We start from the raw sequence: 15,285 nt of genomic DNA, 5'->3' as shown, positions 1-15,285 counted from the left end.
GAATAGGCCCAGGCGACTGTTTATCAAAAACACAGGTCTCTGCTAAACCGCAAGGTGATGTATAGGGGCTGACGCCTGCCCGGTGCTGGAAGGTTAAGAGGAGAGGTTAGCGCAAGCGAAGCTTTGAATTGAAGCCCCAGTAAACGGCGGCCGTAACTATAACGGTCCTAAGGTAGCGAAATTCCTTGTCGGGTAAGTTCCGACCCGCACGAAAGGCGTAACGATCTGGGCGCTGTCTCAACAAGAGACTCGGTGAAATCATAGTACCTGTGAAGATGCAGGTTACCCGCGACAGGACGGAAAGACCCCGTGGAGCTTTACTGTAGCTTGATATTGAGCACTGGTGGCACATGTACAGGATAGGTAGGAGACGAAGAAACCAGGACGCCAGTCTTGGTGGAGTCGCTGTTGGGATACTACCCTTGTGTCACTGGGGTTCTAACCCGTGGCCCTTATCGGGTCAGGGAACAGTGTCAGGTGGGCAGTTTGACTGGGGCGGTCGCCTCCCAAAGAGTAACGGAGGCGCCCAAAGGTTCCCTCAGAATGGTTGGAAATCATTCGAAGAGTGTAAAGGCAGAAGGGAGCTTGACTGCGAGACCTACAAGTCGAGCAGGGACGAAAGTCGGGCTTAGTGATCCGGCGGTACCGAATGGAAGGGCCGTCGCTCAACGGATAAAAGCTACCCCGGGGATAACAGGCTGATCTCCCCCAAGAGTTCACATCGACGGGGAGGTTTGGCACCTCGATGTCGGCTCATCGCATCCTGGGGCTGTAGTCGGTCCCAAGGGTTGGGCTGTTCGCCCATTAAAGCGGTACGCGAGCTGGGTTCAGAACGTCGTGAGACAGTTCGGTCCCTATCCGTCGTGGGCGTAGGAAATTTGAGAGGAGCTGTCCTTAGTACGAGAGGACCGGGATGGACACACCGCTGGTGTACCAGTTGTTCTGCCAGGAGCATAGCTGGGTAGCTACGTGTGGACGGGATAAACGCTGAAAGCATCTAAGCGTGAAGCCCCCCTCAAGATGAGATTTCCCATTCGAAAGAAGTAAGATCCCTTGAAGACGACGAGGTTGATAGGTCAGGAGTGGAAGTGTGGTGACACATGGAGCGGACTGATACTAATCGATCGAGGACTTAACCAAAGAAACTGAAGAAGATATCTAGTTTTGGAAGATTAACAACATCTTTCAATGGTCTAGTGATGATGGCAAGGAGGGCACACCTGTTCCCATACCGAACACAGAAGTTAAGCTCCTTAGCGCCGAGGGTAGTACGCAAGTGCGAGAGTAGGACGTCGCTGGGCCAAAATAAACCTGCCTCAATAGCTCAGTTGGTTAGAGCACTTGACTGTTAATCAAGGGGTCCTAGGTTCGAGTCCTAGTTGGGGCGCCATTAATTACTTAATGGCCCGTTGGTGAAGCGGTTTAACACACATGCCTTTCACGCATGCATACACGGGTTCGAATCCCGTACGGGTCACCATTAAGTGGAGGATTAGCTCAGCTGGGAGAGCATCTGCCTTACAAGCAGAGGGTCGGCGGTTCGAGCCCGTCATCCTCCACCATAATTAAATAACTGCCGGAATAGCTCAATTGGTAGAGCAACTGACTTGTAATCAGTAGGTTGCGGGTTCAAGTCCTGCTTCCGGCACCAGCTGGTGGGGTAGCGAAGTGGCTAAACGCGGCGGACTGTAAATCCGCTCTCTCCGAGTTCGGCGGTTCGAATCCGTCCCCCACCACCACTTTAATCATGGGCTATAGCCAAGCGGTAAGGCAACGGACTTTGACTCCGTCATGCGCTGGTTCGAATCCAGCTAGCCCAGCCAATGATGTCCTGCTAGCTCAGTTGGTAGAGCATCTGACTTTTAATCAGAGGGTCAGAGGTTCGAGTCCTCTGCAGGACACCATTTTTAAGAAATAGGCGCGTGCCTTGAAATAAATGAAATGCCTGGGTGGCGGAACTGGTAGACGCACAGGACTTAAAATCCTGCGGGTGGTGACACCCGTGCCGGTTCGATTCCGGCCCTAGGCACCAACTAAATAGCGCCCATAGCTCAATTGGATAGAGCGTTTGACTACGGATCAAAAGGTTAGGGGTTCGACTCCTCTTGGGCGCGCCATAAAAGTTCGGGAAGTGGCTCAGCTTGGTAGAGCACCTGGTTTGGGACCAGGGGGTCGCAGGTTCGAATCCTGTCTTCCCGACCATTAAATGAATACCCATGGGGACTTAGCTCAGCTGGGAGAGCGCCTGCCTTGCACGCAGGAGGTCAGGGGTTCGATCCCCCTAGTCTCCACCAATTGAATATTAGCAAATAACAATAAATGGCGGAGTAGCTCAACTGGCTAGAGCGTACGGTTCATACCCGTGAGGTTGGGGGTTCGAGTCCCTCCTCCGCTACCATGAAAGACCCGGACCCTTAGCTCAGTTGGTTAGAGCTATCGGCTCATAACCGATCGGTCGTAGGTTCGAGTCCTACAGGGTCCACCAGTTAGTTTGCATCATGATACGGAGGAATACCCAAGTCCGGCTGAAGGGATCGGTCTTGAAAACCGACAGGGCGTGAAAGCGTCGCGGGGGTTCGAATCCCTCTTCCTCCGCCATATTAAATTTAAATATAACATCGCGGGGTGGAGCAGTTGGTAGCTCGTCGGGCTCATAACCCGAAGGTCGCAGGTTCAAGTCCTGTCCCCGCAACCAAAAGGTCCAGTGGTGTAGCGGTTAACATGCCTGCCTGTCACGCAGGAGATCGCGGGTTCGATTCCCGTCTGGACCGCCATTTTAGAAAAGGCTTGGTAGCTCAGTCGGTAGAGCAAAGGACTGAAAATCCTTGTGTCGGCGGTTCGATTCCGTCCCAAGCCACCATTAAGTGGAGGATTAGCTCAGCTGGGAGAGCATCTGCCTTACAAGCAGAGGGTCGGCGGTTCGAGCCCGTCATCCTCCACCATAAAAAAGTCCTGCTAGCTCAGTTGGTAGAGCATCTGACTTTTAATCAGAGGGTCAGAGGTTCGAGTCCTCTGCAGGACACCATTTTAAATGCGGGTGTGGCGGAATTGGCAGACGCGCTAGATTTAGGCTCTAGTACCTTTGGTGTGCAGGTTCAACTCCTGTCACCCGCACCATTTACTTTAATAAACTTAGGTAAGATTTTTAAAAGTTTTATCTTTTTTTATTTTTAGAGAAAAAATACCATTGCATATTAAAAAAACCAGTTATTAAAGAACTGGTTTTTTTAATGGATATTTTCACAGAATGTTGCTAATCAAATTATAGAGGTTCTTTGGTACTATAAAACTTGTAGAGAAATACTTTGATTGAAAGTGTTTATTCTACAAGTTTTTTTGGCTCTTTGTCAACTGGTGTGGGTGAAGAAATTTTATACCTGTAATCGTGAGGGATTAAGCTGCTCATTGAGCAGTTTGATTCCTTTTATTTTTTTGTTCAAAGGTGTACTTATGGATAATCAAAATTCTAGCTTTGAAATGATAGAAACTACGGTATCCAAAGGCCATGCGTTTAATCACTTTAATCTTGTTATTAATCCCTTCAAGCACTCCATTGGTATAAGATGTTTCAATCGTATTTTTGATATAATCTTGGTAGTTAGTTAATGTTTTTAAAGCTGTTTTCATTTCAGGTGAAAGTAAGTCAGAGGGGTTTTGAATGGCATGATGAAAAGCATCAAAGTTGCGAAGTTTGATGGCCTGTTTGATGGTTTGATAGAAGTCATAAGTGGCTTTTAATTCCGGATCTAAAGCGAGTAAAAAGTCGATGATTTCTTGTTGAGAAATCTGCTTTTTGAAACAGTTAGAATAGAAGTAGTGGGTAGAATGGATATCCTCTTGGGCTTTTAATAAGAGGCGCCAGTAATGTTTGAATTTGTTGTAGAACTCTTTGTTTTGGTTCATGAAACGAATACGAGTTTTATTAAGGGCGCGAGATAAAAGTTGAACAACATGAAACTTATCTAAAACAATCTTAGCGTTGGGAAACACCTCTTTAATGAGTGTCATATACGGAGCATACATATCAATAACAACGTGAGTTACACCTTCACGGGCCTCCTTAGAAAATCGCATGAAATAAGGTTTTAAAGTGCTTAGACGACGGTCTTCAACGATATCAATTAACTTCCCATTAGAAGCATCACAAAAAATGAATGACATAGCCCCTTCCGCTGATTTGACCGACTTAAACTCATCAAAACAAAGCACCTTTGGAAGAGAGTTAAAATGAAGGGGTTGTTCCTCGTACGATGTATGAATGATCCGATTGATGTATATTGCAAGTGAAAAGTTAACTTAATTGAAATTTAATTTTTAACTTTCATGATTTTCTAAGAATTTTTTTGATTGTTGTAGACGATAGCTTGTTCCATTCATGTTAATCACATAAGATTGATGGGTAATGCGATCAACCATGGCCGCTGTGATAATCGGATCATGGAAGATTTCATTCCATCTTGAAAAGGGCAAGTTAGTCGTAAACATTGTTGATGCTTTTTCACATCGAGTAGAGATAAAGTTAAAGAGCAGCTCTGCGCCTTCTTTATCAAACGAGATATAACCAAGCTCATCTAAAATAACGAGATGATATTTATCAAACTTCTTTTTTAAACGTTGTAGGACACGTTCATTTTTTGCTTCTTTTAACTCAATAATTAAAGTCGGAACATGCGCAAAATACACATGATATCCAGCTTGACAGGCTTTAATTCCAAGTCCAATGACCGTATGACTTTTACCAGTTCCAGGGTTACCTGCTAGTATGACATTTTGTTTCTTTTCAATAAATTCTAAGCTTTTTAATGTTTGATAATGTTTTTGAGCCTCTAATGGTAAAGCAGCGACCTCTAATTCCTCTAAATGTTTTAGATATGGAAATTTAGCAGCTCTTATACGCGTATTAACCCCATTCTGTTGTCTAAGTTCAACCTCATATTGAAAAAGATTCAGTAAGAACTCTTCATAGGATTGATTTTCTAACCGAGCTTGTTCTAAATGAAAAGACAAATTTTGATGAATATAAGGTAAGCGTAAATGTTTGGTGTAAGTTTTAATTAATTGATCCATGAGTTTTCTCCTTGACTATACATTGAACTAATTTCAGATAATTGATGATAACAAGCTTGTTCAATAGGGGCTTCAATTAAATCTTTGGTATTGAACTGACTAGGGTTTAAATTCAATAAGTAATTGATGATGTGATGATTTTGAATCGGTAACCCTTGTCGTTTTAAAGATTCAATCGCAAACTGAACCGTTTCAAGAGAGTTCTGCTCAATTATTGTTAATAGATAGATAAAGTCTCGTGGATTTGTGTTATAATAAGTTTGGAATATGTTTTGAAGCCAGGGAGTAGCTTGTTTGAGAGCCAAGCTATGCGCAATTGCCCCGGGCTTCTTTTTTAATGTCGCTAAATAGTGATGAATATCTATATGATATTGGTGACGTCCGATTAATCGGTTAGCCTTAAATAAAAATCGATCATCGAAATAAACTTTAATCTGGTTAATGTTTTTACGGACAGTCACCTCTTTTCCTACTAAGTAATCCGGAACAGAATAAAAATTGGAATCGACATGAATAAAACTATATTTATTCACTTTATAGGTAGAGGTTAAATAAGTATCCAAGGGTAACCTATATGGAAGTAAATTCTTCTGTTCTTGTGCAAATACAGTTTCTGCAGATTGGTTCGTTCGTTGTTTTATTTTTTGATTTTCACGGTGAGTTGCTTCTAAAAGTGCAGTAACAGCATCTGCAATTGTTTTGAAATGGTGAGACTTACTATAAGCTTTTCGTCGAATTAATTCAACAGAACGCTCCACATGACCTTTTTCATGACCACTGTAAGGATTGGTGTATCGGGGAATATAACCGTAATAATTCATTAATTTTTTAACCACCTCAGTGGGTTGTTTTTCTCTACCAGCTAGATGTTTCACTTGAACACGTGCATTGTCATAGACGATTTCAGTCGGAACCCCTTTGATTTCTTCAAAGAAGCGAGTGTGAATATCAAGAAAAGCTTCCGTATTTTCATGTGAATAAAGGTAAGCAAATCTCTTATCACTATATTTTAAGTCAAACACTCCAATTTTAAATCGTCGCTCAGCACCCAATTCCTCAATATAAAGAGTAACATCTCCCCAATCAAATTCAGCCACTTGTCCAGGCTCATAAACTTGCCTAATAAATGCCTCTTTTGAACGTTGGGCTTGTTTAGAAACATAAGCACAAACTGAACGATAGCTAATATCAATATTTTTCGAAATCAGCCATTCATAAATATCTGTATTTTTCATGATGAGTTTCCGTTTCCCCTGTTGAATCTTTTGTTTATTTTCTTCTAAGCAAGAATCAATCATTGACTCAACATCAGGTGTTAATTTAATACGTTGACGTTTACTACTATCGTACTTAGGCTTAGCAGATGAACGGATAATAATCTGTTCTTTTTCTTCAGCGGTCGTAGCTAATTCTAATTCTTGTTGATCCTTCTCATATTGCTTAATATATTTACTAACCGTTTGTCGAGTCATTCCTATCTCTTTAGCAATGTCGGTATAAGATAGACCTTTTAGATATAAACGAATCATTTTTTCTTTCTTCTCCAAAGTTAGCACTCCTATCTCCTCCATATCTCTAGTTGATATGGATAATTTTACAAAAGAGATGTTAACTTTTCAAATGCATCCCTGTTAATTATTAGAATACTATAAACAATTGACCGTTGAATGGGATACGTTGAGTTCACGGGCAATATCTGACTCGGATTTTTTATGGCTAGCCTCTAGGAAAATGGCTTGTTTAAGGGGATTAGAAAGGTAACAATTAGATTCTACGAGAGAGGTTTTAAGCGTAAAGGTACGATCACAATGACGGCATTTATAGCGTTGCTTTTTTAAATCGAGATAGGTATCAAAGCCAGAGAGTTTCATCATCTTAATACGAGAGGTTTTGAAGCCGTGTTTAATAATGTTTGAATCAAAAATATGGCCACACTGATAACAATGGGTAGGCTGAAAAGACAAGATTCCTGAGATAAGTTTTGAACGAACCACGTTAATCATCACTTCTTTCATCCAATCTTCTGGAAAAGTGATTGTTTTATCTTTTAAATCAAGTAAAGTTGAGATACAATGAGTATGAGACATTATTCCAATCCTTTCGTGTTTTTTTGGTCAATTACATGGTATAGAATTTGGGACATAATGTCTCTTTTTTTTGTACTTATTTTTTACTTCAAATAAAAGAGGTGTGGGAGTCACCCACACCAAATATTATAGAACCATTATAGATAATAGTGATATAGTTTTAGTTTAGACAAGTCTTATGCAAAAGGTCTTTATTATAAATATACGAGATTCTATTGTATAATTTTTAAAAAATAAGACTCTCTTTTATTAATCATCTTCTTGATTTTAGTCTATCCATTATTGAGGATTTAATCGACCCTTGCTATTCGATTAAATCCTCTTTTTTATTGTTGAAAAGTGTGGTTGCTAATTTAAGTAATGTAAATTGTTTATATGAAAAATTTTATGAAAGTTTTGAATGAAAGATATAGATTAAACCATTTTTTGTAAATTATGTGATAGAATGATTTTATATGGCAATTTAATTTCCGACTTTGGATTATAAGTATTAATATGAATCATTTAGCTTGCGAAGTAAAGGTTTTCTACTACTAGGGAATGAAATTGAGATGTAATGCCTTTAAGGTATGGATAGAGTAGAGAGTCGAAGTCAGTGATTAATAAATCAAATTAATTATATATAGGGGGATTTAAAGATTAATAAAGAAGTGTAATGGAAATGATAATGCTGTACTTTTTTAAAGAAATAGGATCGGCATAAATAAGAGAATAAATAGTATATGGTCACATAAATGTGTTGGGAGGAAAATTTCATTTGAAGTATTTCATACAATTGTATTGATTATTTATATTTTAAAAAAGAGAATTTTTTTGAGTTATTTCTGTTGACTTTATCAGGAAACAAATATATAATAACAATATCAGTAATGATTACTATAATTTAAGGGAGGAAATAATAATGTCTTTAATTAACACTCAAGTTAAAGAATTCGCTGTACAAGCGTACCACAATGGAGAATTCAAAGAAGTTACTTCTGAATCAATCAAAGGAAAATGGTCTGTATTTTTCTTCTATCCAGCAGATTTCACATTTGTTTGCCCAACTGAATTAGGTGACTTAGCAGATAACTACGCTAAATTCCAAGAAATGGGATGTGAAGTATACTCAGTATCTACAGATACTCACTTCGTACACAAAGCATGGGCTGATGCTTCTGAAACAATCGGAAAAATCAAATACCCAATGTTAGCTGACCCAACTGGTACTTTAACTCGTAACTTCGAAGTTATGATTGAAGAAGAAGGTTTAGCATTACGTGGAAGTTTTGTTGTAAATCCAGAAGGTGTTATTAAAGCATATGAAATCCATGATAATGGAATCGGACGTAATGCTGAGGAATTATTACGTAAAGTTCAAGCTGCACAATTCGTTGCTGAGCACGGAGATCAAGTGTGTCCAGCTAAATGGCAACCAGGTGCTGAAACTTTAACACCAAGCTTAGACTTAGTAGGGAAATTATAAGATATAATTTATAAATAAAGGGGCTGTCTCAAAATAGATGGCCCTTTGAATTAAAAAACTACAGTTTACAAAAAAAGGCAGTCCCATTCGGGACTGCTTTTTTGTATACTTTTTTTATGCTAAAAAAAGAAAATATACCTCAAGATTATACAACTTATTCAGCTGGATATCAACTCTCTTTAACGATGGATATTCAAGTTTATATTGCACCTCATGACCCTGTACGTTTGCTTAATCAATTATTGGAGGGATTAGATGATAAAAAATTATTAAGCACTTACTCTGATAAAGGGAGAAATTCTGTCGTACCACCGGTTATTATGTTTAAGATTTTAGTTTACGCGTATATGAATCGCGCTTTCTCTTCGCGAGAAATTCAGCGACTTTGTCAACGGGATATTCATTTTATCTGGTTGTTAAACGGTTATCCCGCGCCTAGCCATCATACGATTAATCGATTTAGAAAACATCATTTAAGCGATGGTGTCATGGAAGATTTATTTGATCAATGGATTGAGCGTCTTCACGCCTTAGATGAAATTCATTTTAAAAACCTATTTATTGATGGAACAAAAATTGAAGCGAATGCCAATCGTTATTCCTTTGTTTGGTTAAAATCAGTCACTAAAAATGAATCTAAACTTCATACAAAAATTGAAAAACTGCTTCAACAAATCAACGAAATGTATCTAACAACGTATCAGTTCAATTCGAATCAACCCTTAGATGTTTTAGAATCTTGTTTAATGAATTTGAAACAACGAGTGATTGAACAATCCATTGAATTTGTTTCTGGAAAAGGAAAGAGAAAAACCGTTCTCCAACGTCAAGTGGAAGCACTCGAGGATTATATTGAAAAACAGAACATGTATTTGACGTATCAAGAAAGGATTGGCGAGCATCGTTCAAGTTGTTCAAAAACGGATGTTGATGCCACTTTTATGAGAATGAAAGACGATCACATGAAAAATGGTCAATTAAAACCAGGATATAATGTCCAAATTGGCGTTGAAGCGGAGTATATTGTGCATGTTGGAATCTTTAGTTCGGCCAATGATGTCACGACTTTGATTCCCTTTCTGACATCCATGGAATCTCGATTATCTAACACATTTGAACGGGTGATCGCAGATGCAGGTTATGAAAGTGAAGAAAATTATGCTTATTTGAAGGAGAACCATCAAAAAGTTTTCATTAAGCCTCTCAACTATGAAGCCTCAAAAACAAGAAAATATAAAGCTCAACTGGGGAAACGAGAAAACATGGCATATGATGAACTCACAGATACCTATACGTGTGCCAATGGAAGAGTGTTAAAACCGATCGAAGTTAAAAGTCGAGAAAGTCGGACGGGATATCGAAAAGAAGTCACGATTTATGAATGTGAAACTTGCCAAGATTGTCCCTTGCGTTCCAAATGTACAAAAGCGAAAGAAGGAAACCATAAACGAATAGAAGTGTCTAAAAAAATGCTTTCGCTAAGAACAGAGTCACTTGAAAATATCCAAAGTGAAGAAGGGATTATTTTAAGAAAGAATCGCTCCATTCAAGTTGAAGGTGCTTTTGGCGTGTTAAAACAAGATTACGGCTTCAGAAAATTTTTAACCCGCGGAAAAGTTCATGTCACAGTAGAAATGTTGCTTCTATGTTTTGGATATAATGTACAAAAATTACATAACAAAATCCAAAACAATCGTTGCGGGCAACAACTCCATACACAAAAAGTGGCTTAAAAAATCAGAATATACGGTCATTTTGAAGGAAAGAAACGTCCTTCTTTTCATCGTACTCAAAAATAAATTCAATCCATAAAATTCAATCCAGGGCCTAATTTTTTTACGATGAATAGCCAAAAAAAGGAGCATGTAGCTCCATGACTATGAAGTTTTAGTCATTTTGATACAGCCCCTTTATTATAGGTTTTTAAATTGTGATTCGTATAGTTCAGCGTAGTATCCATTGGCTTTGATTAATTCTTTGTGAGATCCACGTTCAGAGATTCCTTGTCGTGTTAAGACTAGAATTTCATCTGCTTTTTTAACTGTGCTTAGGCGATGTGCAATAATAATGGTTGTTCGACCGACTGTCAATTCATCTAGTGCTTCTTGAATTAGCATTTCAGTGATGTTATCTAGCGCTGATGTGGCTTCATCTAAGATTAAGATAGCTGGATTTTTTAAGAAGACGCGTGCAATGGCAATACGTTGTTTTTGACCTCCGGATAGTTTAACGCCGCGTTCACCTACTGTAGTGTCGTATCCGTTTTCGAGGGACATGATGAAATCATGGATGCGTGCTTTTTTAGCGGCGGCGATCATTTGTTCTTCGGTCGCATCTGGGTTTCCATAGAGGATGTTGTCGCGGATGTTTCCGTAGAAGATATAGACGTCTTGTTGCACGTGTCCGATGTTTTTGCGTAATGTGTGTAAGTCATAGTTTTTGATATTGGTATCATCGATGAGTATTTCACCTGATGTGACGTCGTAGAATCTTGGGATTAGTAAAGAGATGGTAGATTTTCCAACACCGGATTCTCCTACGAGGGCGATTTTTTTGCCTGGTTCGATGGTGATGTTGAAGTCGGTAAGGACGTGTTCATCGTTGGCATCGTATTTGAAGTTGACGTGATTGAAGGTGATTTTTCCTTTTGGATTTTCTAATGTAATAGCTTGCGGCTCTGTTTTAATTTTTGGTTCTAGAAGCATAATTTCATAGAAACGTTCAAAGCCTGCCCATCCAGTTTGGAATTGTTGCATGAAGTTGATGAGGCGTTGGATTGGTTTAATCAAGAAGTTAACGTATAGTAGGAATGCTGTGAAGTCTCCTAGTGTAATAGTGCCTTTAGCTACGAGGAGACCACCGATAATCAGAAGAGCCAAGTTTAGGATATCAATTAAAAAGTTGTTTCCACTTTGAAAGACTGACATTTGGAAAAGAGCATTTTTCCACGAGTCAGCGTATTGTTCATTGTTTTCGGTGAATTTTTCATATTCGTATTTTTCATTAGCGAATGATTTTGTTAGACGAATGCCGCCGATGCTACTTTCGATTTGAGCGGTGATTTCTCCCTGGGTTTGTCTTGTTCGACGGAATCCAATCATCATAGCATTGCGTCTCCAGAGAGAGAAGATAATAATTAAGAGAATGATTGGAAAGATTAAGAGGGTAAAGAGGGCATTGATGTTAAATAGGATGATAAAGCTTCCGATGATCATGATAGCAGAGATGAAGATATCTTCTGGACCGTGATGGGCGAGCTCGGTGATGTCACGTAGATCGCCAACAAGGCGTGACATGATGACACCGGTTTTGTTTTCGTCATAGTAGCTGAAGTTTAAGGTTTGGAACTTTTTGAAGAGGTCTTGTCTCATGTCAAATTCCATTCGAGCTCCCATGATGTGCCCCCAGTAGTTGACAATGTGTGAACAAATCAATCGAATGATAAATAGAATTAGTAAGAAGAGGCTGATGTTGATCATGGCACTCACATTACGGTTGGGAATGTAGTCATTCATAAATGTTCTTGTGAATGATGGATAGATTAAATCAATTCCTGCCATGATGAGTGCGGCAGCCATATCGATTAGAAATAGTCCTAAGTGGTTTCGATAATAAGATATAAATTTTTTGAACATAATTTTCACTCCTTTATTTTATTCAGTTTATCAAATATACAAAATTTTTCCAATGTTTTTGTGTGGTTATCGTCGGATTTTCATGACAATTAATTAATAATCTTGTTATAATGTTAGATGTATGAAAATCACCTAGATTAGTTTTGGAGGATGTAGTAGATGAAGCGTTTTGATGTATATATTATTATTGCTGTCGTTGCGATTAGTGGGTTTTTACTTGCGATGTTTGCGATGCAACCAAATGATAATCAAGAAGTTATTATCTCATTAAAAGGGGAAGAATATGCACGTATTGACATGGATGGTCAAGAGCATGTCTTCGAAATTGAGACGCAATTAGGTTATAATAAGATTATTGTGGATAAAGATGGTGTGCATATTGAAGAGGCTGATTGTCCAGATCATGATTGTGTTGAAGTAGGGACAATTAGTAAGGTGGGACAAAGTATTATTTGTGCACCTCATTATTTAGTGATTGAGATTGTTGGAAGTGCAGATGCTGATTTAGATGGAATGGCTATTTAAGTCGTTATGAATTAAAATATATAGGGTGGTGGAGCTCGGTGTCAGAGATGATTCGATTAGAAAATGTGACGTTTGGTTATGATGAAGGTCAGACGGTTTTAAAAGATTATAGTTTAAAGATTAATCAAGGTGAGTTTGTCACAATTTTAGGACATAATGGTTCTGGGAAGTCGACGTTATCAAAGTTATTAGTTGGTTTAATAGAAGCTCAGGCTGGGAAGATTGTTGTAGATGGTCAGCCATTAAATGAAGAAACAGTGTTTGAGATTAGACAAAAAATTGGGATTGTTTTTCAAAATCCTGATAATCAGTTCGTTGGAAGTACTGTGCGCGACGATATTGCATTTGGTCTTGAAAATAAGTGCGTATCGTATGAAGAAATGAACCGCCTGGTCGAGGAGTATGCGACGAAGGTGGGGATGAAGCAGTTTTTAGATCGTGAGCCACATCATTTAAGTGGTGGTGAGAAGCAACGCGTGGCCATTGCTGGGGTATTAGCTTTAGGTGCTAAAATTATTATTTTAGATGAAGCGACAGCCATGTTAGATCCACAAGGGCGTGAAAATATGATGGAGCTTGTTCATGAATTGGCGCAAGATGAGGATAAGACGATTATTATGATTACGCATCATTTAGATGAGGCAGTGAAGAGTGATCGTATTGTTGTGATGAATGCCGGTCAAATTATTTTAGAAGGAACGCCGAAAGAGGTCTTTGCAGAGAAGGAATTGTTAGAATCAGTGAAGCTAGATGTTCCGTTTGCGGTAAAAGCGTCGTATGATTTAAAGCAAAAAGGGATTTTAAGTGAGATTTGTACAAGTGATGAGGAGTTGATGGGTGAGTTATGCAAATTAAATTTGAATCAGTAAATCATGTTTATAATGCCAATACTCCGATGGAACAGCGTGCACTTTATGATATTAATTTTGAGATTAAAGAAGGACAGTTTTTGTCGGTTGTTGGACATACGGGGTCTGGAAAGTCAACGCTTATTCAGCATATGAATGGGTTATTAAAGCCAAGTAGCGGAAGTATTACGATTGGTGAGAAAGTCATTAAATCAGATGAGAAAAATAAAGGGTTAAAAGAAGTTCGTCAGCATGTTGGATTAGTTTTTCAGTTTCCGGAATATCAATTATTTGAAGAGACGGTTGAGAAGGATATTATGTTTGGACCGATGAACTATGGTGTGTCTGAAGACGAGGCACATCAGCGAGCACGTGATGTCATTCAGATGGTCGGATTAAATGAATCTATTTTAGAGCATTCACCATTTAATTTAAGTGGTGGGCAGATGCGCCGTGTCGCAATTGCAGGTATTTTAGCGATGAATCCAGATGTGTTAGTGTTAGATGAACCAACAGCAGGTCTTGATCCTCAAGGTCAACATGAAATGATGGAAATGTTCAATATATTACATAAGCAGTATGGAAAAACGATTGTGTTAGTGACGCACGATATGAATTTAGTGGCAGAGTATGCTGAGGAAATGATTGTGATGCATCGTGGTGTCATGAAGTTAAAAGGAACACCACAACAAGTGTTCAAAGAAGTTGAAGCATTAAAAGAGTGTGGAATTACATTGCCGATTGCCGCACAAAATTATCATCAGTTAGCGAAAAAAGTCGGATTATCTGTGGATAAACTGCCGTTAACGACAGACGAGTTTGTTAGTCAGATTGAAGCTTTAGTAGGGAGGCGATAGTTGGTGAATGGGATTGTTATTGGTCAATACTTACCAGGTCAATCATTTTGGCATCGACTAGATCCACGTGCTAAGCTTGTGGCGACGTCATTATTCGTGGTGGCAAGCTTTTTGATTGATAGTTGGTTATTCATGGGGTTGTTAATTGTAGCGGAGTTAGTCGCCATGACGTTAACGAAAATTCCATTGAATTATTTTATGAGAAGTTTAAAACCTGTGTTTTTCTTTGTAATTTTAACGTTTGTTTTGCAAATAATTTTTAATAGGCAAGGCCAGGTTATTTTTAGTTTAGGACCGATTGAAATTTATGATGAAGGCTTAAATTTAGGATTCTTTATGAGTATCCGATTAATCATTGTTGTGTTGATTTCAACACTTCTAACGTTGACGACGAAGCCGTCTGATTTAACGTTAGCACTGGAGTCATTATTTAAGCCTTTAAAGAAGATCGGATTCCCTGTATCTGAGTTAGCCTTGATGATTTCAATTGCACTGCGATTTATTCCAACGTTATTCGAGGAGACTCAAAAGATTTTAAAGGCGCAGGCGTCACGTGGTGTGGATATTAGTGAAGGAAAATTTAAAGATAAGGTGATGCAACTGATTTCTCTGCTTGTACCTTTATTCATTTTATCCTTCAAACGTGCCGATGAGTTGGCGAATGCGATGGAGGTTCGTGGTTATGTGCCGGGGCGTTTGAGAACGAGTATTAATCGTTTAAATTGGAAAGTATCAGATACGGTGCTTGTTTTAGTTTGTGGGGCTCTATTTATTGGGGCAATTATTTTTTAAGGTGGCGAA

Annotated in this window: 11 protein-coding genes, 20 tRNA genes and 2 rRNA genes (1 of these 33 cut by a window edge); 28 read left to right on the top strand and 5 right to left on the bottom strand. The window is 38.9% G+C overall.

Annotation, left to right across the window (positions count from 1 at the left end):
- The 22 genes from J0J69_RS07630 to J0J69_RS07525 all read left to right on the top strand — a co-directional run.
- A 23S ribosomal RNA gene (locus J0J69_RS07630) occupies nucleotides 1-1,140 on the top strand; it begins 1,751 nt to the left of the window's first position.
- Between the two features lie 52 nt (nucleotides 1,141-1,192).
- Nucleotides 1,193-1,301: ribosomal RNA gene (gene rrf / locus J0J69_RS07625) — 5S ribosomal RNA — on the top strand.
- A 12-nt stretch (nucleotides 1,302-1,313) separates the two neighbouring features.
- Nucleotides 1,314-1,390 (top strand) — tRNA-Asn (locus tag J0J69_RS07620).
- A gap of 13 nt (nucleotides 1,391-1,403) precedes the next feature.
- Nucleotides 1,404-1,480 (top strand) — tRNA-Glu (locus J0J69_RS07615).
- Between the two features lie 6 nt (nucleotides 1,481-1,486).
- Nucleotides 1,487-1,562, top strand: a tRNA-Val gene (locus tag J0J69_RS07610).
- Between the two features lie 13 nt (nucleotides 1,563-1,575).
- Nucleotides 1,576-1,651 (top strand) — tRNA-Thr (locus J0J69_RS07605).
- Nucleotides 1,652-1,654: 3 nt separating this feature from the next.
- Nucleotides 1,655-1,739 (top strand) — tRNA-Tyr (locus J0J69_RS07600).
- A 9-nt stretch (nucleotides 1,740-1,748) separates the two neighbouring features.
- Nucleotides 1,749-1,823: transfer RNA gene (locus J0J69_RS07595), tRNA-Gln, on the top strand.
- Between the two features lie 5 nt (nucleotides 1,824-1,828).
- Nucleotides 1,829-1,904 (top strand) — tRNA-Lys (locus J0J69_RS07590).
- Between the two features lie 39 nt (nucleotides 1,905-1,943).
- A tRNA-Leu gene (locus J0J69_RS07585) sits at nucleotides 1,944-2,032 on the top strand.
- 8 nt (nucleotides 2,033-2,040) lie between these two features.
- Nucleotides 2,041-2,117: transfer RNA gene (locus J0J69_RS07580), tRNA-Arg, on the top strand.
- An 8-nt stretch (nucleotides 2,118-2,125) separates the two neighbouring features.
- Nucleotides 2,126-2,202: transfer RNA gene (locus J0J69_RS07575), tRNA-Pro, on the top strand.
- Nucleotides 2,203-2,218: 16 nt separating this feature from the next.
- A tRNA-Ala gene (locus J0J69_RS07570) sits at nucleotides 2,219-2,294 on the top strand.
- Nucleotides 2,295-2,321: 27 nt separating this feature from the next.
- Nucleotides 2,322-2,398: transfer RNA gene (locus tag J0J69_RS07565), tRNA-Met, on the top strand.
- Between the two features lie 10 nt (nucleotides 2,399-2,408).
- A tRNA-Ile gene (locus tag J0J69_RS07560) sits at nucleotides 2,409-2,485 on the top strand.
- A 20-nt stretch (nucleotides 2,486-2,505) separates the two neighbouring features.
- Nucleotides 2,506-2,598 (top strand) — tRNA-Ser (locus tag J0J69_RS07555).
- 21 nt (nucleotides 2,599-2,619) lie between these two features.
- Nucleotides 2,620-2,695: transfer RNA gene (locus J0J69_RS07550), tRNA-Met, on the top strand.
- Nucleotides 2,696-2,698: 3 nt separating this feature from the next.
- Nucleotides 2,699-2,774 (top strand) — tRNA-Asp (locus J0J69_RS07545).
- Between the two features lie 10 nt (nucleotides 2,775-2,784).
- Nucleotides 2,785-2,860: transfer RNA gene (locus J0J69_RS07540), tRNA-Phe, on the top strand.
- A gap of 6 nt (nucleotides 2,861-2,866) precedes the next feature.
- Nucleotides 2,867-2,942: transfer RNA gene (locus J0J69_RS07535), tRNA-Val, on the top strand.
- A gap of 7 nt (nucleotides 2,943-2,949) precedes the next feature.
- Nucleotides 2,950-3,025: transfer RNA gene (locus J0J69_RS07530), tRNA-Lys, on the top strand.
- A gap of 8 nt (nucleotides 3,026-3,033) precedes the next feature.
- Nucleotides 3,034-3,117 (top strand) — tRNA-Leu (locus J0J69_RS07525).
- A gap of 285 nt (nucleotides 3,118-3,402) precedes the next feature.
- On the opposite strand, the gene J0J69_RS07520 is transcribed toward J0J69_RS07525, so the two are convergent.
- The 4 genes from J0J69_RS07520 to J0J69_RS07505 form a co-directional block, all read right to left on the bottom strand.
- Nucleotides 3,403-4,260: an ISL3 family transposase gene (locus J0J69_RS07520; RefSeq protein ID WP_256637954.1), complete on the bottom strand. Its 858-nt coding sequence runs from the start codon at nucleotides 4,258-4,260 to the stop codon at nucleotides 3,403-3,405.
- Between the two features lie 54 nt (nucleotides 4,261-4,314).
- Nucleotides 4,315-5,067 (bottom strand): IS21-like element helper ATPase IstB, encoded by a 753-nt coding sequence (gene istB, locus J0J69_RS07515; RefSeq protein WP_055243484.1) that lies wholly within the window; start codon nucleotides 5,065-5,067, stop codon nucleotides 4,315-4,317.
- The gene (gene istA / locus J0J69_RS07510) at nucleotides 5,055-6,638 is read right to left on the bottom strand and encodes an IS21 family transposase (protein WP_256637852.1); all 1,584 of its coding nucleotides are present in this window, start codon (nucleotides 6,636-6,638) and stop codon (nucleotides 5,055-5,057) included. Before istA ends, istB begins: the two co-directional genes overlap by 13 nt.
- 75 nt (nucleotides 6,639-6,713) lie before the next feature.
- Nucleotides 6,714-7,154 carry a transposase family protein gene (locus J0J69_RS07505; RefSeq protein ID WP_256637851.1) on the bottom strand — a complete coding sequence of 147 codons (441 nt, stop codon included), beginning with the start codon at nucleotides 7,152-7,154 and terminating at the stop codon, nucleotides 6,714-6,716.
- A gap of 901 nt (nucleotides 7,155-8,055) precedes the next feature.
- Here J0J69_RS07505 and ahpC point away from each other — a divergent pair.
- The gene (gene ahpC, locus J0J69_RS07500; RefSeq protein WP_055275244.1) at nucleotides 8,056-8,619 is read left to right on the top strand and encodes an alkyl hydroperoxide reductase subunit C; all 564 of its coding nucleotides are present in this window, start codon (nucleotides 8,056-8,058) and stop codon (nucleotides 8,617-8,619) included.
- A 116-nt stretch (nucleotides 8,620-8,735) separates the two neighbouring features.
- Nucleotides 8,736-10,352: an IS1182 family transposase gene (locus J0J69_RS07495; RefSeq protein ID WP_256637850.1), complete on the top strand. Its 1,617-nt coding sequence runs from the start codon at nucleotides 8,736-8,738 to the stop codon at nucleotides 10,350-10,352.
- Nucleotides 10,353-10,532: 180 nt separating this feature from the next.
- On the opposite strand, the gene J0J69_RS07490 is transcribed toward J0J69_RS07495, so the two are convergent.
- Nucleotides 10,533-12,197, bottom strand: a complete 1,665-nt coding sequence (locus J0J69_RS07490) for an ABC transporter ATP-binding protein (RefSeq protein WP_256637953.1) — start codon at nucleotides 12,195-12,197, stop codon at nucleotides 10,533-10,535.
- Nucleotides 12,198-12,413: 216 nt separating this feature from the next.
- Between J0J69_RS07490 and J0J69_RS07485 the strand changes: the two genes are divergently transcribed.
- The 4 genes from J0J69_RS07485 to J0J69_RS07470 are packed head-to-tail and all read left to right on the top strand — an operon-like array spanning nucleotide 12,414 to nucleotide 15,276.
- The gene (locus tag J0J69_RS07485) at nucleotides 12,414-12,779 is read left to right on the top strand and encodes a NusG domain II-containing protein (RefSeq protein WP_055275240.1); all 366 of its coding nucleotides are present in this window, start codon (nucleotides 12,414-12,416) and stop codon (nucleotides 12,777-12,779) included.
- Nucleotides 12,780-12,826: 47 nt separating this feature from the next.
- Entirely contained in the window at nucleotides 12,827-13,648 is an 822-nt protein-coding gene (locus J0J69_RS07480; protein ID WP_082411189.1) for an energy-coupling factor transporter ATPase, read from the top strand.
- Nucleotides 13,624-14,484 carry an energy-coupling factor ABC transporter ATP-binding protein gene (locus J0J69_RS07475; RefSeq protein ID WP_055275233.1) on the top strand — a complete coding sequence of 287 codons (861 nt, stop codon included), beginning with the start codon at nucleotides 13,624-13,626 and terminating at the stop codon, nucleotides 14,482-14,484. The genes J0J69_RS07480 and J0J69_RS07475 overlap by 25 nt, the downstream gene beginning before the upstream one ends.
- Nucleotides 14,485-14,487: 3 nt before the next feature.
- The gene (locus tag J0J69_RS07470) at nucleotides 14,488-15,276 is read left to right on the top strand and encodes an energy-coupling factor transporter transmembrane component T family protein (protein WP_212726183.1); all 789 of its coding nucleotides are present in this window, start codon (nucleotides 14,488-14,490) and stop codon (nucleotides 15,274-15,276) included.
- Nucleotides 15,277-15,285: the final 9 nt, after the last annotated feature.

It is taken from the genome of Turicibacter bilis (genome assembly GCF_024499055.1).
Classification (GTDB): domain Bacteria; phylum Bacillota_I; class Bacilli_A; order MOL361; family Turicibacteraceae; genus Turicibacter; species Turicibacter bilis.
This window is presented reverse-complemented; position numbering and strand designations above follow the sequence as displayed.

Bases quoted from the DNA above. Each gene is read 5' to 3' on its own strand.
- istB (WP_055243484.1), bottom strand. From the start codon at position 5,067: ATGGATCAATTAATTAAAACTTACACCAAACATTTACGCTTACCTTAT.
- istA (WP_256637852.1), bottom strand. From the start codon at position 6,638: ATGGAGGAGATAGGAGTGCTAACTTTGGAGAAGAAAGAAAAAATGATT.
- J0J69_RS07505 (WP_256637851.1), bottom strand. From the start codon at position 7,154: ATGTCTCATACTCATTGTATCTCAACTTTACTTGATTTAAAAGATAAA.
- ahpC (WP_055275244.1), top strand. From the start codon at position 8,056: ATGTCTTTAATTAACACTCAAGTTAAAGAATTCGCTGTACAAGCGTAC.
- J0J69_RS07495 (WP_256637850.1), top strand. From the start codon at position 8,736: ATGCTAAAAAAAGAAAATATACCTCAAGATTATACAACTTATTCAGCT.
- J0J69_RS07490 (WP_256637953.1), bottom strand. From the start codon at position 12,197: ATGGCTGCCGCACTCATCATGGCAGGAATTGATTTAATCTATCCATCA.
- J0J69_RS07485 (WP_055275240.1), top strand. From the start codon at position 12,414: ATGAAGCGTTTTGATGTATATATTATTATTGCTGTCGTTGCGATTAGT.
- J0J69_RS07480 (WP_082411189.1), top strand. From the start codon at position 12,827: ATGATTCGATTAGAAAATGTGACGTTTGGTTATGATGAAGGTCAGACG.
- J0J69_RS07475 (WP_055275233.1), top strand. From the start codon at position 13,624: ATGCAAATTAAATTTGAATCAGTAAATCATGTTTATAATGCCAATACT.